The organism is Paenibacillus sambharensis (assembly GCF_003233845.1).
Lineage (GTDB): Bacteria > Bacillota > Bacilli > Paenibacillales > Paenibacillaceae > Paenibacillus_I > Paenibacillus_I sambharensis.
Window position 1 is genome coordinate 236,583 of sequence record NZ_QKRB01000057.1, and the last position, 18,731, is coordinate 255,313.

An 18,731-nucleotide genomic window follows, 5' to 3' on the forward strand; every position below is an offset into this window, starting at 1 on the left:
AACTGCACCGCATAACGAGCCGGGCATCCACATATGGTGGGATAAGGACGAACCGTCCCATCACTGATGCTGGGGGAATTGCTATGGTAGTATCACTGCGTAAGGTTGTCAGGCGGCTGTTCTTTGTTTTCTCACTTATGCTTCTCACACTGCTTCTGTATTTCACACTCCGGCTTGTGACCGAATGGGTGCATACACCTGAGCCCTATGCCGTACCGCAGGGCAGTGCCGTCAAGGTATTCGGAGACCGGACTGGATCGGTGTCGGAATTCAGCTTTCGTGAAAGGCTCTGGTGGTTCTACTGGATCGGTGAGTAGGCCAGTCATAAATATTGACTTCAATCGGCAGGATATTACAGGCGGCGTGTTGAATTATGAGAGGATAAAGGACAGAGAGATTGCATCAGAAAGGATGTCTTCATGAAGGAACAGCTGCAGCCATTTGTCCGTTATCTGTCTGAGGAACGCGGCTTGTCGCGTTCGACAATTGAATCATACGAACGGGATTTGTCGATGTTCTTCGAGTATGCTGCCGAGGATGGCCTTATCCTGCCCGATCATGTGCGCAAGCATCATATAGCGAAGTATCTGCTGCATCTGAAGCAGTCGGGCCGTGCGGTGGCGACGCTGTCCAGGACCGTGTCCTCAATCCGCGCGTTCTTCAAATTCCTCGTGCTTACGCAGGTACTGACGAGTGATCCGGCCGTTCACATGGAAACCCCCAAGCAGGAGAAGCGCCTGCCAAGCGTAATATCGATAGCGGATATCGGGAGACTGCTGGACGCTCCGGGTCCGGAAACGGCTGGGGGTGTCCGGGACAAGGCCATGCTTGAGCTCTTGTACGCTACCGGAATCCGGGTCAGCGAGCTGATCGCACTGGACATAAGCGATGTCAACCTTGATATGGGCTTTGTCCGCTGCATGGGGGCCTCCGGCAAGGAACGGATCATTCCGCTCGGCAAGGTAGCATCAAGCTCAATGAACGAGTACATCGCTGCTGCGCGCAGCAGGTTTGCCAAGCCTGGACGGGAGGAAAGCGCACTGTTCCTTAACCACTTGGGGACACGCATGACGAGGCAGGGATTCTGGAAAATCATTAAGAAATACGCCCGGGAAAGCGGCATCGAACAGGAAATAACGCCGCATACGCTGCGTCATTCCTTCGCAGCCCATTTGGTTGAGAATGGTGCAGATTTGCGTGTTGTTCAGGAAATGCTCGGACATGCGGATATTTCGACGACGCAGATTTATTCCCAGGTTACGCGTTCGCGAATGAAGGATGTGTACGACCAGACTCATCCGCGGGCGAAGTAGCGATTGGAGAACACAAGGTTGGAGTGAAGGCAATGCAATTTAAACGTATGACCGTAATTGTTCTTGATAGTGTGGGGATTGGCGAGCTTCCGGATGCTCCGTCCTTCGGTGATGCCGGTGCGCACACGCTGGGACATATAGCAGAGCAGGTAAGCGGTTTTGATCTGCCTAATCTGCGCAAGCTTGGCCTTGGGAATATCGCCCCGATCGGCGATTGGAATCCTGCTGCAGAGCCGCTTGCTGCATACGGCAGGATGGCGGAGGTTTCTGTGGGCAAGGATACCATGACTGGGCACTGGGAGCTGGCGGGCCTCCGGATCAATGTACCGTTCCGCACCTTTCCGGACGGGTTCCCTGCCGAGCTGCTGAGTATCTTTGAGGAGAGAACAGGCCGCAAGGTAATCGGCAACAAACCGGCTAGCGGTACGGAAATTCTGGATGAGCTGGGCCGCCGGCAGATGGAAACAGGGGAATGGATTGTGTACACATCTGCTGACAGCGTGTTCCAGATTGCGGCACATGAGGAAATCATTCCGCTTGAGGAGCTTTACCGGGCCTGCGAGATTGCCAGAGAGCTGACGCTTGAAGAGCCGTACGCGGTCGGAAGGGTCATAGCAAGACCTTATGTGGGCGAACCCGGTTCGTTTAAGCGAACCTCCAACCGCCATGACTATGCTGTCTCGCCTCCGTCTCCGACTGTGCTGAACGCGCTGCAGGACGGTGGTTTTGATGTGTGGTCCGTCGGCAAAATCAACGATATATTCAGCGGAGAAGGTATTACTGCCTCTTATCCGACGAAGAGCAATGCCGATGGCATTGAACGGACAATTGAACTGATGGACAAGTCCTTCAGCGGCCTTCTCTTCACGAATCTGGTTGATTTCGACTCGCTGTTCGGACACCGCAGAGACCCGGCAGGCTACGCGGGAGCTCTGAAGGAGTTCGATCAGGAGCTGCCCCGGCTGCTGGAGCGGGTGACGGAGGATGACCTGCTGATCATAACGGCGGATCACGGCAACGACCCGGTGCACGCAGGTACAGATCATACACGGGAGTATGTACCGCTGTTGGCTTATAATCCCCGCTTGAAGAATGTCCGGCTGGGCGTGCGAGAGACCTTCTCGGATGTCGCTGCAACCATTGCCGCCAATTTTGGGGTGGCAGGAACCGGTAATGGCCGGAGCTTCCTGTCTGAATTAACGAATCCAAGCTGATGGTTTAGGCCTGCCAAGGAGATAGGATACTATTCGATGCGGAAACATGTGGCTGGCAATCGTCAGACTTGATAGACAGCTTTACATAGACATAGAAGAGATATGGAGGAACAGAGCATGACTGAGATAAAAGCAGCAGTTCAAATTAAAGAAGCAGCGGATTATATCCGCTCACGTACTACGGTTAAACCGGAGATTGGTCTCATTATGGGCTCTGGTCTTGGCGTGCTGGGCGACCATGTGACCGATGCGGTCACCATCGCTTACGAGGATATTCCGCATTTTCCTGTATCAACAGTAGAAGGACATGCCGGTGAACTGCTGATTGGAAAGCTGGCCGACCGGCCAGTGGTCATGATGCGCGGGCGCTTCCACATGTATGAAGGCTATGGCCCGGAGCTCACCGCATTTCCTGTGCGCGTGATGAAGGCGCTGGGGGCTGACAAGCTGATCGTCACCAATGCAGCGGGCGGAGTCAATACTGGATTTGAGCCGGGTGATCTGATGCTGATATCGGACCACCTGAACCTGACTGGCCGCAATCCTCTCATCGGAGCGAATGACGACGAGCTGGGGGTAAGATTCCCTGATATGTCCGAGTGCTACAGCCGCAAGTTCCGTGCGCTGGCAAGAGAGACAGCGGAAGCACAAGGCTTTGGTGTGCGTGAAGGTGTCTATGTAGGATTGCTTGGTCCGTCGTACGAAACGCCAGCGGAAATCCGGATGCTCCGGACACTTGGAGCCGATGCGGTCGGAATGTCAACCGTCTCAGAGGTAATTGCAGCCCGTCATGCGGGCATCGAAGTGCTGGGTATTTCATGTATCAGCAACATGGCAGCCGGCATTTTGGACCAGCCGCTGTCTCACGAAGAGGTTATGGAGACGACCGAACGCGTAAAATCTCGGTTTTTGGGACTCGTGCTCGGTGTTATTCCGGCCCTTTAGTCGCAATTTGTAAATAAATTGTTACGTTAGGCTCGACTCATTGTGACATCCTTTGTCCAGCAACCGTCGTATAATGTCCCTTGTGAAATTTTTAAGGGATATTGGAGTGAAACGTATTGAATAAACAGATTTTGTTGCAGATGGAGAGGCTGCGGGGCAAAATGAATGCGGCGGCACACCGCAACCAGAATATTCAGCATCAAGAGGTGCTGCGGCTCAGTCAGTCGCTTGACGGATTAATCGTGCAGTTTATGGTTGAAAAACGGGCGTCTCAGATGAAAAAAACGTCTGTTTAGGAGGAATAAACGGATGCGGGCTGTAGACATTATCGGACGCAAGCGGAGCGGATTAGAGCTGTCCGCTGAGGAAATTTCGTTCTTAATCGACGGCTACAGTGCAGGAACAGTGCCGGATTACCAGATGGCTGCTTGGGCTATGGCTGTCGTATTTAGAGGAATGACCGCAGCGGAGACAGCGGAGCTGACCATGGCTATGGCCCGCTCGGGCGATCAGCTGGATCTGTCAGCGATCACTGGCATTAAGGTGGACAAGCACAGTACGGGCGGGGTAGGCGATAAGACGACGTTAATCCTTGGACCGCTTGTAGCATCTGCAGGTGTACCGGTTGCCAAGATGTCCGGCAGAGGACTTGGCCACACAGGCGGAACTATAGATAAGCTGGAATCGATCCGCGGCTTCCGTACCGAGCTTACGACTGGGGAGTTTATCAAGCAGGTCAATGAACTGGGGCTTGCCGTTGTCGGACAGAGCGGTGACATGGCACCCGCCGATAAGAAGCTGTACGCCCTGCGGGACGTAACAGCTACAGTCGAATCTGTGCCTCTAATCGCAAGCTCCGTAATGAGCAAGAAGATAGCGGCCGGGGCAGATGCCATCGTGCTGGATGTCAAGGCGGGCGGCGGAGCCTTCATGAAGACTGTAGAAGATGCTGAGCGGCTTGCTCAGGCTATGGTGGCAATCGGCACGGAGACGGGCAGGCATACAGTTGCGGTCATCAGTGATATGAACCAGCCGCTAGGATATATGATCGGCAATGCGCTCGAGGTGGCCGAAGCAGTGGAGACACTGCGCGGCAGCGGCCCGAAGGACTTGGAGGAGCTGTGTACGACCTTAGCGGCTCATATGGTTGTGCTTGGCGGGAAGGCGCAGTCCTTTGAGGAAGCCCGGCTGCTCGTGCAGTCGAAGCTCCAGAGCGGGGAAGCACTGGCCAAGATGAGTGAGTTTGTCGCTGCACAGGGCGGTGACCCGGCTATGGTGAACCATACAGAGCTGCTTCCGAAGGCACCATACCAGCTTGAAGTCAAGGCAGCCAGAGCGGGTTACATAACAGCAATTGAAGCGGAGGAACTTGGACTTGCTGCTATGCATCTCGGTGCAGGGCGGCCTACCAAGGAAGCGGAGATTGACCATGCTGTCGGCATCCAGCTGACATGCAGGCTCGGTGACCGCGTGGAGCAGGGGGATGTCATCGCCCTGCTTCATGCCCGTCAAGACGGAGCGGCGGAGAGCAGGGTGGCTGAAGCCGTCCGGGATGCTTTCCTGATCGCTGACGCGCCGGCATCCGCAAGACCGCTTGTGCTGTCTGTTGTTACTAAGGATGGAATAGAACGTTTCGGATAGTATGAGAGCAGTAATAGGAAGAGACTGTAACTCTTAAACGGTCGGTCGGGAGTGTATCCTGACCGGCTGTTTTTGTTGTTAAACCTACACCTTCAACTGGTAGGAAGGGGCATCCCTGGTCATCTGTGATGGCTTACGGGACTGCTCCCTTTTGGTGTGGGCTCTCGCCGTGACAGGCACAACCCCATCTTCTCCTACTGCCTTAAGCTGGCTGGATCATTCTTTTTCATATAGGGAATGGAATATTTCCGTCACAGCTGGTCGATAATGGAAAAGAAGAACGATAGCCAAATTGCGGATGTTCCGCCGCAACTTACCAGGAGGGGACTGTACGATGAAGAGAATAAAGTCGGCGATTACGCTGCTGCTGGCTGTTATGGCTGCCATGCCTGCTGCTGTGATGGCAGAGGAAGCGCCGAAGCCGGGCGCTGGAGGAGCAGACCTTGCTCCGTCAGCCAGATCTGCCATATTGATGGATGCTGACAGCGGCACCATTATATTCGAGAAGAATAGTCACGATAAGCTGCCGCCGGCAAGCATTACGAAAGTGATGACGATGATTCTTGTGATGGAAGCGCTGGATGAAGGCAGAATTAAGCTGACTGACAAAGTCGCTACCAGTGAGTATGCTGCATCGATGGGCGGATCGCAGATTTTCCTGGAGCCAGGCGAGGAAATGACGGTCAATGATATGCTGAAGGGCATTGCGCTCGCTTCCGGCAATGATGCTTCGGTTGCAATGGCGGAGAAGCTGGCCGGCACCGAGCAGGAGTTTGTAAGGCTGATGAATGAGAAGGCTGCTCAGCTGGGCCTCAAGAACACACAATTTGCGAATGCGAACGGACTGCCTGCAGAAAACCATTTTTCGTCCGCTCATGATATCGCCGTTATGTCAAGAGAGCTGCTGAAGCACAGCGAAATTACGAAATATACGGGCTTATATCAGGATTATCTGCGCAAGGATTCGGAGAAGCCGTTCTGGCTCGTGAACACGAATAAGCTGGTCCGCTTCTACAGCGGTGCCGATGGTTTAAAGACCGGCTATACGAGCGAGGCGAAATTTTGTCTGACGGCAACAGCCATGCGGGATCAGTTCCGGATTATAGCCGTCGTCATGGGTGAACCGAATACCAAGACCCGCAATGCAGAGGTATCGCAGATGTTTGACTATGCGTTCGCCCAATATTCGAACCTGCCGATCCTGAAGAAGGGCGAGGAAATCGGCACTGTCCGTGTTGCTAAGGGCTCAGTAGCAGAACTGAAGCTGGTCGCGAAGCATCCTTACAGCATCCTGCTCAAGAAAGGTACCAAAACCGAGGACATCCGGCACGAGCTGCGGCTTGACGCCAACCTGTCCGCCCCGGTCAAGATTGGACAGCCGATCGGCAAGCTGATTGTCTTCCAAGGGGATAAGGTACTTACGGAGTTTGCGGTAGAAGCGCCGCAGTCTGTTGAGAAGGCTGGATGGTGGACGCTCTTCAAGCGTACCTGTACCGAGCTGTTCACTTGAAACAAGGACTTACGTTAGCTGCGGGCATAGCGTTTCTTGTCACCTCGTAGCAACCTTCTTCTAGTTTTGTCGGGAGGCAGGAAAGGACAGGTAAAACGTAGAAATCTCTGTTCTATCCAAGGGGAGGAGTGAACAGAATTATGCGTTTGCAGGTTGAACTGGAACACTACCGCAACGTGCTGATCGTCCGGCTGAAGGGCGAGCTCGATCATCATACGGCTGACAGTGTCAGGCAGCAGATGGAGGAAGCGATTCTCCGGGGAAGCAGCGATCATGTGATCTTAAGCCTGAAGGATTTGCTGTTTATGGACAGCTCAGGGCTTGGTGTGATTCTCGGGCGCTATAAGCTGCTGAAATCCCGCGGGGGCAAGATGGTCGTGTGCGATGTCAACCCTGCCGTCCACCGCCTTTTTGAACTGTCGGGACTGTTCAAGATTTTGACAATACACGATAACGAGCGCTTAGCGCTGACCAGTCTGGAGGTCGTATCATGAACGGATCCAATCATATGACCTTATCGTTTGCCAGCCGCTCAGAGAATGAGGCCTTTGCACGGATTGCAGTTGCCGCCTTCGTATCCCAGCTGGACCCGACAATGGAGGAATTGAATGATCTGAAGACTGTGGTGTCGGAAGCCGTAACCAACGCCATTATTCACGGCTATAACAGTGATCCTGCGGGTGTCGTGACGATTGAAGCAGCAATTGAAGGAGATACGGTATCCATTGCCGTTAAGGATAGCGGGGGCGGGATTGAGGATCTTGACCTGGCCCGCCAGCCGCTGTATACGTCCAAGCCCGAGCTGGAGCGGTCCGGCATGGGATTTACGATTATGGAAAATTTCATGGATCATTTTGAAGTCGTGAGCGAGCAGGGAACCGGCACGCAGATCGTGATGACCAAGCGCATCGAATCGAAAAAGGCGCTTTTTAATTAAGCGCATAGGGGTTGGGCCTCATGGAAGTCGATTTGAAACAGAACACGCAGCCGTTTTTGGATGACGCAGAAGTTAAAAGGCTGATTGCCTTAAGTCAGACTGGAGAAACCAGTGCCAGAGATACGCTTGTTAACTGCAATATCCGTCTTGTGTGGTCGGTTGTCCAACGCTTCATGAACCGCGGCTATGAGCCAGAGGATTTGTTCCAGATCGGCTGTATCGGGCTGCTGAAATCGGTGGACAAGTTTGATCTGTCCTACGATGTGAAGTTCTCAACCTATGCTGTGCCGATGATCATCGGAGAAATACAGCGGTTCCTGCGGGATGACGGGACGCTCAAGGTCAGCCGGTCACTGAAGGAGCTGGCCAACAAGGTCCGCAAGACCAAGGATGAGCTGTCCAAGGTGCTGGGCCGCCAGCCGACGATCGGCGAAGTGGCAGAGCATCTGGGGATTAGCCCGGAGGATGTGGTGTTTGCCCAGGAGGCTAACAAGCCGCCAGCTTCCATCCATGAGACCGTATTCGAGAATGACGGCGATCCGATAACGCTGATGGACCAGATTGCGGATGACAGCCAGGAAAAATGGTTTGACAAGCTGACGCTGAGCGAGGCTATTGAAACGCTGTCCGAACGGGAGCGGCTGATTGTCTATCTCAGGTACTACCGGGACCAGACGCAGTCCGAGGTGGCGAGCAGGCTTGGAATATCCCAGGTGCAGGTGTCCAGGCTGGAGAAGAAGATATTACAGACGATACGGGAACAGATCGCGCAGTAGCGCGGTCTGTTTTTTCTTTTTTCAGACGATGCAGACATATTTGAATAACTGACACTTTCCTAACAATTAAGGCGATATTTTTATAACAATAAGGCCCCATAATGAGAGTAACTCATCCGGTTGGGATCGGGAACCGAATATTGGAATCGAATGGAATTAATGATCTAGGTTAAAAAACAAGGGGGAGCGGTTGATTATGGATATCTGCAGGGTGGAAGGCTGCTGCAAGACGGTGAAGGCTAAAGGCTTGTGTGCCATGCATCATCAGCGGATGCGCAGACACGGAGACATTCATTACAGCAGGCCGCCCAAGGCTTCATGCATGCGAAGCGGCTGCGAGGAGCCGTCAGTTGCCAGAGGATACTGCCGTAAGCATTATTACTTCCTGGTGCGTACCGGTCAGATGCAGGTTGGGGCAATGAGCTAATAGTAATCCGCTGAAGGGCTGTCTGAGCGAAATGGAAATTTCGACTCAGGCAGTCTTTTTCCTTATTTTACCTGACGGATCATGATTATATCTGAACTTCCCATCTCATACTATACGGGAAAAAGAAACCAAGGACTGATGCAGTATGGCAGCACCGCCAGACGCAACTCTATATGTGAGGCTCCGCAAGCGGATTGCTATCTGTCCCGGTGAACAGGTGAAGCTTGGAGCGGTATCCCGAATGCTGTCCGAAGCGGGCGTGGAGAAGGAGCTTGCCGATTTGGAAATATACCGCCATAAGCCCGAAGACGGCAACCGTATGGTCATTGATATGCTTCACATCATCCGCCTTATTCACACTGTTAAGCCCGGATTGCCGGTTGAATATTATGGTGATCCCCAGGTCCTCGTTATGATCGATATGAAGACCATTAAGCCGCGGATTACGGTGCTTGTGTTCGCGTGGCTTCTCCTGTTCTTCGGTGCCGGGCTGGCTATCATGAACTTTCATGCGGATGTCAGCATGCGGGAGGTGCATGTGCGGATTACCGAGCTGATCACCGGCTCTGCGGATGCCCACCCGCTGTGGTTTCAGATCCCCTATTCAGCTGGTATCGGGCTTGGCATGTCCTTGTTCTTCAACCATATCTTCCGCAAACGGTTTAACGAAGAGCCGAGTCCGCTGGAGGTTGAGCTCTTCACGTATCAGGAGAATGTGAATGCGTACGTGATTGCCGATGAGATGGGCAAGATGAATGCAGCCGGACGGAGCGGAGCGGATGAATGAGCTGATGACACGGGTCGTCGTACTGTTCATCGGGCTCTCAGGGGGTGTGGCAGTAGGGAGCGGGATGGTAGCCTTGCTTGTCATACTGGATCTGATTCCGCGGCTTGCCCAGCTTGCCAGAGCTTACCGGCATGCAGTCTGGTTCGAAACTGCCATTGTCTTTGGCTCTGTGTTTTGGTCCCTGGCTGATTTTTTTGGCTGGAAAGCGGGGCTTCCCGCAACGTATCCGTTGATGCTTGTCGGACTTCTGGACGGCATGTTTGTCGGGATGCTGGCAGCCGCGCTGACTGAAGTGATCAATGTACTGCCGATCATGGCGAAACGGCTTCATTTATCCCGGTATATGCTTGGTCTTGTCATGGCTATGGTGCTTGGAAAAACGGTGGGCTCCCTGTTTGAATGGCTGATCTATCAATGGTAGCCGGCAATCAGGCGGCTTAAAGGTTCACAATTGTACAGATGGAGGGATACATATGGCAGATATGCAGGATGGGCAAGGGCATGAGCAGGAGCATGAGAACGGGAGACCGGTGGATGGCAAGCCTCCGCAGGAGCCGGGTAAGCATTCGTCTGGTTCCCCGGAGACCATGATTATCCGGCAGCACCGTGTCCGCAAGCAGCCTCCGGCGAAGAAGAATAAACAAAAGCAGGAGGATCTTAGCATTCCATCCGCAATGGAAGACTTCCGGGCGCTGCTCAAGGAACAGGTCGGGTTTGGAGCCAGCTTCGACGTTGTGATTCGTGAGATGACCTTCGGCGACAGGAAGACGGCTTTGTTCTTCATGAACGGCTTTGCGAAGGATACGATCCTGACGGAGGTGCTAAAACGGCTGACCTATCTGCAGTCAGAACAGATTTCCACCGATGCGGTTCAATCCTTCCTGGAGCTGTATATTCCCGCCATACAGGTGGAGAAGGTGACGAAGCAGGATAAAATGCTGGATGCGGTGCTCGCGGGCAGCTCGGCATTATTCATCGAGAAGGAACAGGCCGTGCTGGTCATTGATGCCAAGAGTTACCCGGCGCGGACGCCGGAGGAACCGACTCTTGAGCGGGTTGTCCGGGGCAGCAGAGACGGGTTTGTGGAAACCCTGATGATCAATATTTCGCTGGTGCGGCGCCGGCTGAGGGACAAGCATCTCCGTTATGAGATGGTCAAGGTGGGTAAGCGAACCCAGACGGATGTATGCATCGCGTATATTGATGATATTGCAGATCATAAGCTGGTTGATTCCGTCAAGAAGAAGATTAACGGGGTGGAGGTTGACGGCATTCCGCTCGCAGACAAGCAGCTGGAGGAAGCGACAGTCAAGCGCGGCTGGAACCCTTACCCGCTGGTCCGCTACTCCGAGCGTCCCGACGTGGTCGCAGCACAGCTGCTGGCAGGCAATGTAGCCGTCTTTGTCGATACGTCTCCAAGCGTGATGCTGCTGCCGACAACCTTCTTCGAGATGGCTCAGCATGCGGAGGAGGACCGCCAGACGCCATTCATCGGAACCTACCTGAGGTGGGTCCGATTCGCGGGGATTCTGGCGTCAATGTTCCTGCTTCCCCTGTGGTTCCTGCTCGTTGTGGAAGAGAATCTTCTGCCGCCGGCCCTGGGCTTCATCGGTCCGACCGATGCGGGGAAAATACCGCTGCTTCTGCAGTTTCTGCTTGTCGAAGTCGGCGTTGACCTGCTGAGAATGGCAGCGGTCCATACGCCAACACCGCTGGCCACAGCCATGTCGCTGATCTCGGCTATCCTGATTGGCGACATAGCCGTCAAGACAGGACTGTTCATCAATGAAGTTATTCTGTACATGGCGGTGGCAGCTATCGGCATGTTTGCTACACCCAGCTATGAGCTGGGTCTGGCCAACCGGATTGTCAGGCTGGTCCTGCTCGTGCTCGTGGCGGCATTCCGGATTCCAGGCTTCATGCTGGGCTGTACGCTGCTGATTGTTCTGCTGGCTGTCGAGCGTTCGTTCAACCGTCCTTACCTGTGGCCGTTCATTCCATTTAACCGCAGAGCGCTCGGCGAATTGATCCTAAGACGCCCGTTCCTCAAGCAGCGGAAGCGGACGGTGCTGTTCAAGCCGAAATGAGGCCGGCAGGCTGACAGCAGCAGGAGCCATTGGCAACAGGCGGAAAGTACAAATGATTTGCTGATTTATCCATTTCTCCTTCAGCGATAATGCGTTATACTTAAGTGCAAATGATGCAAATCAATTTGGACTTTATGCAGAAAGCAGAGGGGAAATTATATGTACTTGCATGGTACCAGCAAAATTAACGCAGCCGGACATCTGGAGATTGGCGGCTGTGATGTGAAGGATTTGGCTGCCGAGTTCGGCACGCCGCTATATATTGTTGACGAGGCGCTTGTCCGTCAGCGTGCAAGAGAGTATGTCGAGGCATTCCGCGCCTCCGGCTTGAAGTTCCAGGTAGCCTACGCGAGCAAGGCGTTCTGCGTAATGGCGATGTGTGCGATCGCTGAGCAGGAGGATATGTCGCTTGACGTCGTATCGGAAGGCGAGCTGTATACAGCACTGCAGGCCGGCTTCCCGGCACAACGCATTCACTTCCATGGCAACAACAAGACGCCGGATGAGATCAACATGGCACTCGATGCCGGTATCGGCTGCTTTGTTGTCGATAACTTTGTCGAGCTGCACCTGCTGAACGCACTCGCTGCTGACAAGGGCATGAAGGTAAACGTTCTGCTTCGGATTACACCTGGTGTTGAAGCTCATACGCATGACTATATCTCCACCGGACAGCAGGATTCAAAGTTTGGCTTCGATCTTGGCAACGGCGCCGCTTATGAAGCGCTGAAGCAGGCCAAAGAGCTGGCTAACCTGAATGTGCTGGGTGTTCATTCCCACATCGGTTCCCAGATCTTTGAAGTGGAAGGCTTCCGCATGGCAGTGGACAAGGTATCCGCCTTTGCTGTACAAATCCGCAATGAGCTGGACATGACTTTCCAGGTTATCAATCTGGGCGGCGGTTTCGGCATTCGCTATACCTCCGAGGATTCCCCGCTGCCGGTTGCTGAATATGTGAAGGCGATCACCGATGCCATTATCAGCCACTTCACGGAGGCGGAATATCCGCTGCCTGAGATTTGGGTAGAGCCGGGACGCAGCATCGTTGGCGATGCAGGCACAACGCTGTACACCGTCGGTACGTCCAAAGAAATTCCAGGCGTACGCAAGTATGTTGCCGTTGATGGCGGCATGACCGACAACCCGCGTCCGGCACTTTACCAGTCCAAGTATGAGGCTGTCCTGGCCAACCGTGCCAACGAGCCGCTTGAAGAGACGGTATCGGTTGCAGGCAAATGCTGCGAGAGCGGCGATATGCTGATCTGGGATCTCGACCTGCCGAAGGTACAAACCGGCGATCTGCTGGCTGTTTTCTGTACCGGCGCCTACAACTATGCTATGGCGAGCAACTATAACCGGATTCGCAAGCCGGCTGTCGTATTTGTTAAAGACGGTGAGGCTGATCTAGCCGTTAAGCGTGAATCGCTTGATGACATTGTCGGCAACGATGTGCTGCCTGCACGTCTGCGCAAGGCTTCATCGGCGCAATAAGCAGCGATAAAATGAGAAAGGGCTGAACCCCGCATTATAGCGGCTGGTTCAGCCCTTTCATGGTTTATGGCGCTTGCCAAAAGCCTGTTAGTTCAAACGGATATAACCGGTCTGGAGAGCTGCAAGCAGCAGGACGCCCGTTATCACGAACAATGCCGCAAACGTTATGAATCCGACTCCAATCCATTTATCCGGCGAGCTGAATGATTTTCTCATATTGGGCTTCTCCTTCACCTGATTTTCGTTTTCCCGGCATCTTGGCAGTGCATGGCATAACGGCAAGCTAGTTGAATATTCGCGAGCGCTGTCCGTCATGAAGTTCAATTGTTGCGGTACCCATATAATTTCCAATTTGCGGCATATCGTTACCGGTTGGCTCTGGCTTAATATCTAATGAGTAGGATTTGGTGGAACGTGCCTCAATCGTAATGGTACTTGTTTCAAATGTGTATGGCTGGTTAACATCTGATAGATGCTTCAAGTGAACAACCGGTGTCACCGTCACCTCCCGGCTGCTGTAATTGGTCAATGCCAAGCTGCAATTTCCATGCAGGTCTCCATCTGTCTTCTTGAGCCTGCACTCTGCAGGTGCATTGTTCATTAAGGCGTGAACCCCGCTCGCAAGCGTGCTCTGGTAGGCGGTTAAGAGCCAGCCGGGCACTGCATGCAGAATAAAGTACAGCAGAATAATTGCGAGGAACCGGTGGCGGTTCAGGCTGTTAACCAGCAGCGTGATGATGGCAAACAAGATTAGAACCAGAACGATGTTCACATAATGCAGGCCTGTATGCTGCTCCATATTGCTGAAGATAGGGAGACCCGCACGGCTTACAAGCTCCTCGGCCAAGGTTAAGCCGCTTGTCATGGGAATACGAAGCAGAACTAGCATTCCGGTTAGCAGCATGGCAGTTTTTAGGTAACGGGCGCTGCGCACAAGCGGCGTTTCGTCAGTGTTGAGCTTGGATCTCCAATTCATACTCATGAGACATCACCTCTCTTTACCTGGTATTATATCCATATATTAGATGTCCGTGCAAGCAACAGCCGCCCGCACAACAGCGCGTCAGATTGGGGAGGCTTTTGCAGTCTTGTCCTATTTATAGTATCATGAGAAAAAATGCCAAGGAGTTGACCATTCGTATATGGCTAAACAAGCAAAAATCAAAATGGCGAACGGAGCAGAAGTCGTCATTGATCTGTTCGAGCAGGACGCACCGAATACAGTAGCAAATTTCGAGAAGCTGGCGAATTCCGGCTTCTATAACGGCCTAAATTTCCACCGCGTTATTCCGGGCTTTGTGGCTCAGGGCGGCTGCCCGAACGGAACAGGTACAGGCGGACCGGGCTATACAATCAATTGTGAAATCAATCCGAACAAGCATGAGCGCGGTTCGCTCGCGATGGCGCATGCAGGCCGCAATACCGGCGGCAGCCAGTTCTATGTCTGCTACCAGCCGCAGCCTCACCTGGATGGCCAGCATACCGTGTTTGGCAAGGTAACCAAGGGAATGGAGCATATCGATGCGTTCCAGGGCGGCGACAAGATGGAGAGCGTTGAGGTAGTAGAAGCTTAGTACGGAAGACCAGGGCAGCATCCGGACCAGGATGCTGCTTTCTTTGTGCAGTTGGCTTCGCAAGGATGAAAATGGTTGCTTTTTTTCACACACGGTGGTACTATTTCAATCAACGTAATCCAATTGAATAGATTAGCTTTCTTCGGGGCAGGGTGAAATTCCCAACCGGCGGTGATCCTATCAGGAAGAGGACCAGTTCCTCGCTCTCGATAAGTCAGTCCGTGACCCGTACCGCAGCTTGTACAAGGCAGCTTGCCTTGGCGGTCCGGTGGACCTGGTGCAATTCCGGGACCGACAGTATAGTCTGGATGGGAGAAGAGAGTGTGATCAGCGGCTAGACACGTCTGCGTGTAGGCCCGCCCGTCTTGTTCTTTTTTTCACAAGCTGGTGCAGGCTTTTTTGAGGATGCCGCTGCAAGCAGCTCTGTTAACGTCCAACCCCCGAAGAATGTCTTCGGGGGTTAATTGTCATGATCGAACAGATGAATGATGAATTTTATATGCGTCTGGCGCTGGATATGGCCTCCCGCGCATCCGGACAGACGGGAATCAATCCGGTGGTCGGCTGCGTGGTTGTGAAGGAAGGAAGGATCGTCGGTCTTGGCACTCATCTGCAGAGAGGCGGCGGTCATGCCGAGGTGCATGCGCTGAATATGGCTGCCGGGGAGGCCGCAGGCTCAACCGTTTATGTAACGCTGGAGCCGTGCAGCCACTATGGGAAAACTCCCCCGTGTGCCGACCGGGTCATAGCCTCCCAGGCATCACGGGTAGTAGTAGCGGCATTGGACCCGAACCCAGCGGTGTCTGGGCGCGGGATCGCCAAACTGCGGGACGCGGGAATTGAGGTAACAGCCGGTGTACTGGCGGAAGAGTCGAGAAGGCTGAATGAAGCCTTTGAGAAATACATCGTCACGCGCATGCCGTTCGTAACGCTGAAGACTGCCAGCACGCTGGACGGCAAGATCGCAGCCAGAGGCGGCGACAGCAAGTGGATTACGGGTGAGCAGGCCAGAATGGCCGTACATACCCTCCGGCATCAGCACCAGGCGATTATGATAGGGGCTGGTACAGCTGCCGCAGACAATCCATCCTTGACCACACGCCTGCCTGTGCCGGGTCTTAATCCAGTTCGTATCGTGGTGGATGCGTCGCTGAGAGTGCCTCTTGATGCCAAGCTGTATACAGACGGGGAAGCTCCTACGATTGTGCTGACAACGGCAGGCGCAGATTCTGAGCGCAAGTCGCAGCTTGCGGCGCGGGGAGTTGACGTTATCGAATGCGGTGACGGGACAGCGGTTGATCTGCATTATGCTATGCAGAGGCTTGGCGAGAAGGAGATTTCATCCATCCTGCTGGAAGGGGGCGGACGTCTTAACGGCTCCATGCTTCAGGCGAGGCTGATAGACAAGCTGGTACTCTTCTTCGCTCCCAAGATTATCGGCGGGGGGCAGCTGGCCCCGGGAAGCTTCGAGTATGAGGGTGCCGGGCGTATGGCGGATGCTCTCCAGCTGCGCGGAGTGGAAGTGCAGCGGTACGGAGAGGATATTGCCATAACTGGCTATCCGGATTACAGCAGCGGAAAGGAGTGAATGGCGAATATGTTTACAGGATTGATTGAAGAAGTGGGAAGCCTTCGCGGGGTAAGCAGGCAGGGAGAAGCCATGGTGCTTGATATATCGGCTGGCAAGGTATTGGAGGGTGCCCGGCTTGGTGACAGCATCGCAATTAATGGTGTGTGCCTCACTGTGACCTCCTTTACCAGCAGCAGCTTTACAATGGATGTTACACCGCAGACCTACCGTCATACGAATCTGAAAGACCTAAAGCCGGGGGATCCTGTCAATCTTGAACGGGCAATGGCGGCGAATGGAAGATTCGGCGGGCATATTGTTCAAGGTCATGCTGATGGCATTGCTGTACTGGTGAGCAGACAGACAGAGGGAAATGCTGTACGGTTTACCTTCCGCCTAGAGGAAGCCTCGCTGATGCGTTATATCGTCAACCATGGATCGATCACGGTGGATGGAATCAGCCTGACGGTAGCGGAGCTCGTGGAGGACGGGTTCACCGTCTCCATCATTCCGCACACCTTGAAGGAAACTGCGCTCTATCATAAGCAGCCGGGTGCCACGGTCAATATTGAGTGCGATATACTAGGCAAATATGTTGAGCATCTGCTCCGCTATGGGCCAAGGACGGAAGCAGGAGAGCAGCCAGGGGCCAAGAGCCGGCTTACCGCATCTTTTCTAACCGAGCATGGCTTTATGTGAATCGTGCAATCAGGAATGGAGGATAAACAGATGAGTGAGGAAACGCGGTTTGATAAGATCGAAGAAGCCATCTATGATCTGATGCTGGGCAAGGCCGTAATCGTCGTGGATGACGAAGACCGGGAAAATGAAGGGGATCTGATTGCGCTGGCTGATAAAGCGACTCCCGAAATCATTAATTTCATGATTACAGAAGCGCGCGGGCTTGTATGTGTGCCTATTACGGCAGAACGGGCCGAGGAGCTGAACCTGCCCCCGATGGTAACGCACAACACAGACTTTCATGGGACGGCGTTTACCGTATCGGTAGACCATGTCACCACATCTACAGGAATATCCGCATACGAGCGTTCCCAGTCGGTAAAAGCGCTCATCGGCCCGCAAACCCGTCCGGGCGACTTCCGCAGGCCGGGTCATATTTTCCCGCTGATTGCGAAGAAGGGCGGCGTTCTGCGCCGTGCCGGTCATACTGAGGCGGCTATTGACCTGGCAAGAATGTGCGGTTCCTATCCGGCAGCGGTGATCTGCGAGATCATTAATGAAGACGGGACAATGGCGCGTCTGCCGGATCTCGAGAAGTTCCGTCAGAAGCATGGGCTGAAGCTGATTTCCATTCAGGACATGATCCGGTACCGGAATGACAAGGAGAAGCTGGTAGAGCGCGTGGTCGAAGTGAAGATGCCGACCGACTACGGGGTGTTCCGTGCGGTGGCCTATACGAATGAAGTGGATGGCAAAGAGCATGTAGCGCTCGTTAAGGGACAGATTGACGAGAATATTCCGGCGCTCGTCCGCGTCCATTCAGAATGCCTGACAGGCGATGTATTTCATTCCCATCGCTGTGACTGCGGCCCGCAGCTGGAGGCGGCTCTGCGCCAGATCAGCGAGTCGGGCAACGGCGTGCTGCTGTACATGCGGCAGGAGGGGCGCGGGATCGGCCTTATTAACAAATTGAAAGCTTATGCGCTGCAGGAGCAGGGATTCGACACGGTGGACGCGAATATTAAACTGGGGTTTGCTCCTGATTTGCGCGATTATGGCATCGGCGCCCAGATTCTGAAGGATCTCGGCATTCGCAAAATGCGTCTCTTAACGAACAATCCGCGCAAGATCAAGGGTCTTGAAGGATATGGCATTGAGGTCGTCGAACGCGTGCCGATCCAGATGCAGGAGAATGAGGATAACACCAACTACCTGCATACGAAGAAATCAAAGCTTGGACATATGCTGGAGTTCAATAATTAAGCTGAGCTTGACTCCCTATATAACAGAGAAAAGGATGATTATACATGACGAAGTATTATGAAGGACACTTAGTTTCGCAAGGATTGAAATATGGCGTTGTAGTCGGCCGGTTCAATGAATTCATTACAGGCAAGCTGCTGAGCGGAGCGCTTGACGCCTTCAAGCGTCACGGAGCGGAAGAGAATGAAGTGGAAGTAGCCTGGGTACCCGGAGCTTTCGAAATTCCGCTGATTGCCCAGAAGATGGCCGAGAGCGGCAAGTATGATGCCGTTGTAACGCTTGGCGCAGTCATTCGCGGATCAACTCCGCATTTTGACTATGTCTGCAACGAGGTTGCCAAGGGTGTAGGCGCAATTAACCTGAAGACTGGCGTGCCAACCGTATTTGGCGTTCTCACGACCGACTCGATTGAGCAGGCTGTTGAGCGGGCTGGCACGAAAGCGGGGAACAAGGGCTGGGAAGCGGCTGTTACAGCCATTGAGATGGCCAACTTGACTCGTTCCTTGAACAGCTAA

General features: G+C 53.6%; 22 protein-coding genes and 1 riboswitch. Of the genes, 20 read left to right on the forward strand and 2 right to left on the reverse strand.

Annotated elements, in window-relative coordinates; genetic code table 11:
- Positions 1-83 precede the first annotated feature (83 nt).
- The 15 genes from DNH61_RS22830 (at position 84) to lysA (ending at position 13,128) form a co-directional block, all read left to right on the forward strand.
- Positions 84-317 (forward strand): DUF4227 family protein, encoded by a 234-nt coding sequence (locus DNH61_RS22830; protein WP_181438832.1) that lies wholly within the window; start codon positions 84-86, stop codon positions 315-317.
- 102 nt (positions 318-419) lie between these two features.
- Positions 420-1,313, forward strand: coding sequence for a site-specific tyrosine recombinase XerD (gene xerD, locus DNH61_RS22835; protein WP_111149133.1), 894 nt, complete (start codon positions 420-422; stop codon positions 1,311-1,313).
- A 32-nt stretch (positions 1,314-1,345) separates the two neighbouring features.
- A complete protein-coding gene (gene deoB, locus DNH61_RS22840) occupies positions 1,346-2,527 on the forward strand; it encodes a phosphopentomutase (RefSeq protein ID WP_111149134.1) in 1,182 nt (393 codons plus the stop codon).
- A 117-nt stretch (positions 2,528-2,644) separates the two neighbouring features.
- A complete protein-coding gene (locus DNH61_RS22845; protein ID WP_111149135.1) occupies positions 2,645-3,472 on the forward strand; it encodes a purine-nucleoside phosphorylase in 828 nt (275 codons plus the stop codon).
- A gap of 116 nt (positions 3,473-3,588) precedes the next feature.
- Entirely contained in the window at positions 3,589-3,768 is a 180-nt protein-coding gene (locus DNH61_RS22850; protein ID WP_111149136.1) for an aspartyl-phosphate phosphatase Spo0E family protein, read from the forward strand.
- Between the two features lie 13 nt (positions 3,769-3,781).
- Positions 3,782-5,113, forward strand: a complete 1,332-nt coding sequence (locus DNH61_RS22855; protein WP_111149137.1) for a pyrimidine-nucleoside phosphorylase — start codon at positions 3,782-3,784, stop codon at positions 5,111-5,113.
- Between the two features lie 334 nt (positions 5,114-5,447).
- Positions 5,448-6,623, forward strand: coding sequence for a D-alanyl-D-alanine carboxypeptidase family protein (locus DNH61_RS22860; protein WP_111149138.1), 1,176 nt, complete (start codon positions 5,448-5,450; stop codon positions 6,621-6,623).
- Between the two features lie 140 nt (positions 6,624-6,763).
- Positions 6,764-7,117 (forward strand): anti-sigma F factor antagonist, encoded by a 354-nt coding sequence (gene spoIIAA, locus DNH61_RS22865; protein WP_111149139.1) that lies wholly within the window; start codon positions 6,764-6,766, stop codon positions 7,115-7,117.
- On the forward strand, positions 7,114-7,560 hold the full coding sequence (spoIIAB, locus tag DNH61_RS22870; RefSeq protein WP_111149140.1) for an anti-sigma F factor: 447 nt from the start codon (positions 7,114-7,116) through the stop codon (positions 7,558-7,560). Before spoIIAA ends, spoIIAB begins: the two co-directional genes overlap by 4 nt.
- Positions 7,561-7,580: 20 nt before the next feature.
- Complete coding sequence (gene sigF / locus DNH61_RS22875) at positions 7,581-8,336, forward strand: RNA polymerase sporulation sigma factor SigF (protein WP_111149141.1); 756 nt, start codon at positions 7,581-7,583, stop codon at positions 8,334-8,336.
- Positions 8,337-8,532: 196 nt separating this feature from the next.
- Entirely contained in the window at positions 8,533-8,763 is a 231-nt protein-coding gene (locus DNH61_RS22880) for a hypothetical protein (RefSeq protein ID WP_111149142.1), read from the forward strand.
- Positions 8,764-8,908: 145 nt separating this feature from the next.
- Entirely contained in the window at positions 8,909-9,550 is a 642-nt protein-coding gene (locus tag DNH61_RS22885; RefSeq protein ID WP_111149143.1) for a stage V sporulation protein AA, read from the forward strand.
- On the forward strand, positions 9,519-9,971 hold the full coding sequence (locus tag DNH61_RS22890) for a stage V sporulation protein AB (RefSeq protein ID WP_245948302.1): 453 nt from the start codon (positions 9,519-9,521) through the stop codon (positions 9,969-9,971). The genes DNH61_RS22885 and DNH61_RS22890 overlap by 32 nt, the downstream gene beginning before the upstream one ends.
- A gap of 52 nt (positions 9,972-10,023) precedes the next feature.
- Positions 10,024-11,637 carry a spore germination protein gene (locus DNH61_RS22895; RefSeq protein ID WP_425452303.1) on the forward strand — a complete coding sequence of 538 codons (1,614 nt, stop codon included), beginning with the start codon at positions 10,024-10,026 and terminating at the stop codon, positions 11,635-11,637.
- Positions 11,638-11,796: 159 nt separating this feature from the next.
- Positions 11,797-13,128: a diaminopimelate decarboxylase gene (lysA, locus tag DNH61_RS22900; RefSeq protein WP_111149144.1), complete on the forward strand. Its 1,332-nt coding sequence runs from the start codon at positions 11,797-11,799 to the stop codon at positions 13,126-13,128.
- A gap of 87 nt (positions 13,129-13,215) precedes the next feature.
- Here lysA and DNH61_RS27070 read toward each other — a convergent pair whose 3' ends face one another.
- A complete protein-coding gene (locus DNH61_RS27070) occupies positions 13,216-13,344 on the reverse strand; it encodes a hypothetical protein (RefSeq protein ID WP_281272430.1) in 129 nt (42 codons plus the stop codon).
- A 67-nt stretch (positions 13,345-13,411) separates the two neighbouring features.
- Positions 13,412-14,110 carry a hypothetical protein gene (locus DNH61_RS22905; protein ID WP_111149145.1) on the reverse strand — a complete coding sequence of 233 codons (699 nt, stop codon included), beginning with the start codon at positions 14,108-14,110 and terminating at the stop codon, positions 13,412-13,414.
- A 160-nt stretch (positions 14,111-14,270) separates the two neighbouring features.
- Here DNH61_RS22905 and DNH61_RS22910 point away from each other — a divergent pair, with 160 nt between their 5' ends.
- From DNH61_RS22910 to ribH, 5 genes are all read left to right on the forward strand, one after another.
- Positions 14,271-14,702, forward strand: a complete 432-nt coding sequence (locus DNH61_RS22910; RefSeq protein WP_111149146.1) for a peptidylprolyl isomerase — start codon at positions 14,271-14,273, stop codon at positions 14,700-14,702.
- A gap of 134 nt (positions 14,703-14,836) precedes the next feature.
- A riboswitch (FMN riboswitch) is annotated at positions 14,837-15,026 on the forward strand.
- 145 nt (positions 15,027-15,171) lie between these two features.
- Positions 15,172-16,290: a bifunctional diaminohydroxyphosphoribosylaminopyrimidine deaminase/5-amino-6-(5-phosphoribosylamino)uracil reductase RibD gene (gene ribD, locus DNH61_RS22915; RefSeq protein ID WP_111149147.1), complete on the forward strand. Its 1,119-nt coding sequence runs from the start codon at positions 15,172-15,174 to the stop codon at positions 16,288-16,290.
- A 9-nt stretch (positions 16,291-16,299) separates the two neighbouring features.
- Positions 16,300-16,971, forward strand: coding sequence for a riboflavin synthase (ribE, locus tag DNH61_RS22920; protein ID WP_111149409.1), 672 nt, complete (start codon positions 16,300-16,302; stop codon positions 16,969-16,971).
- Positions 16,972-17,001: 30 nt separating this feature from the next.
- Positions 17,002-18,216: a bifunctional 3,4-dihydroxy-2-butanone-4-phosphate synthase/GTP cyclohydrolase II gene (locus DNH61_RS22925; RefSeq protein WP_111149148.1), complete on the forward strand. Its 1,215-nt coding sequence runs from the start codon at positions 17,002-17,004 to the stop codon at positions 18,214-18,216.
- A 44-nt stretch (positions 18,217-18,260) separates the two neighbouring features.
- Positions 18,261-18,731, forward strand: coding sequence for a 6,7-dimethyl-8-ribityllumazine synthase (gene ribH, locus DNH61_RS22930; RefSeq protein WP_111149149.1), 471 nt, complete (start codon positions 18,261-18,263; stop codon positions 18,729-18,731).

Coding starts and splice junctions, on each gene's coding strand:
- lysA (WP_111149144.1), top strand. CDS start 11,797: ATGTACTTGCATGGTACCAGCAAAATTAACGCAGCCGGACATCTGGAG.
- DNH61_RS22830 (WP_181438832.1), top strand. CDS start 84: ATGGTAGTATCACTGCGTAAGGTTGTCAGGCGGCTGTTCTTTGTTTTC.
- spoIIAA (WP_111149139.1), top strand. CDS start 6,764: ATGCGTTTGCAGGTTGAACTGGAACACTACCGCAACGTGCTGATCGTC.
- spoIIAB (WP_111149140.1), top strand. CDS start 7,114: ATGAACGGATCCAATCATATGACCTTATCGTTTGCCAGCCGCTCAGAG.
- DNH61_RS22890 (WP_245948302.1), top strand. CDS start 9,519: ATGCAGCCGGACGGAGCGGAGCGGATGAATGAGCTGATGACACGGGTC.
- ribE (WP_111149409.1), top strand. CDS start 16,300: ATGTTTACAGGATTGATTGAAGAAGTGGGAAGCCTTCGCGGGGTAAGC.
- DNH61_RS22845 (WP_111149135.1), top strand. CDS start 2,645: ATGACTGAGATAAAAGCAGCAGTTCAAATTAAAGAAGCAGCGGATTAT.
- deoB (WP_111149134.1), top strand. CDS start 1,346: ATGCAATTTAAACGTATGACCGTAATTGTTCTTGATAGTGTGGGGATT.
- DNH61_RS22855 (WP_111149137.1), top strand. CDS start 3,782: ATGCGGGCTGTAGACATTATCGGACGCAAGCGGAGCGGATTAGAGCTG.
- DNH61_RS22895 (WP_425452303.1), top strand. CDS start 10,024: ATGGCAGATATGCAGGATGGGCAAGGGCATGAGCAGGAGCATGAGAAC.
- xerD (WP_111149133.1), top strand. CDS start 420: ATGAAGGAACAGCTGCAGCCATTTGTCCGTTATCTGTCTGAGGAACGC.
- ribH (WP_111149149.1), top strand. CDS start 18,261: ATGACGAAGTATTATGAAGGACACTTAGTTTCGCAAGGATTGAAATAT.
- DNH61_RS22925 (WP_111149148.1), top strand. CDS start 17,002: ATGAGTGAGGAAACGCGGTTTGATAAGATCGAAGAAGCCATCTATGAT.
- DNH61_RS27070 (WP_281272430.1), bottom strand. CDS start 13,344: ATGAGAAAATCATTCAGCTCGCCGGATAAATGGATTGGAGTCGGATTC.
- DNH61_RS22860 (WP_111149138.1), top strand. CDS start 5,448: ATGAAGAGAATAAAGTCGGCGATTACGCTGCTGCTGGCTGTTATGGCT.
- DNH61_RS22885 (WP_111149143.1), top strand. CDS start 8,909: ATGGCAGCACCGCCAGACGCAACTCTATATGTGAGGCTCCGCAAGCGG.
- ribD (WP_111149147.1), top strand. CDS start 15,172: ATGATCGAACAGATGAATGATGAATTTTATATGCGTCTGGCGCTGGAT.
- DNH61_RS22910 (WP_111149146.1), top strand. CDS start 14,271: ATGGCTAAACAAGCAAAAATCAAAATGGCGAACGGAGCAGAAGTCGTC.
- DNH61_RS22905 (WP_111149145.1), bottom strand. CDS start 14,110: ATGAGTATGAATTGGAGATCCAAGCTCAACACTGACGAAACGCCGCTT.
- sigF (WP_111149141.1), top strand. CDS start 7,581: ATGGAAGTCGATTTGAAACAGAACACGCAGCCGTTTTTGGATGACGCA.
- DNH61_RS22880 (WP_111149142.1), top strand. CDS start 8,533: ATGGATATCTGCAGGGTGGAAGGCTGCTGCAAGACGGTGAAGGCTAAA.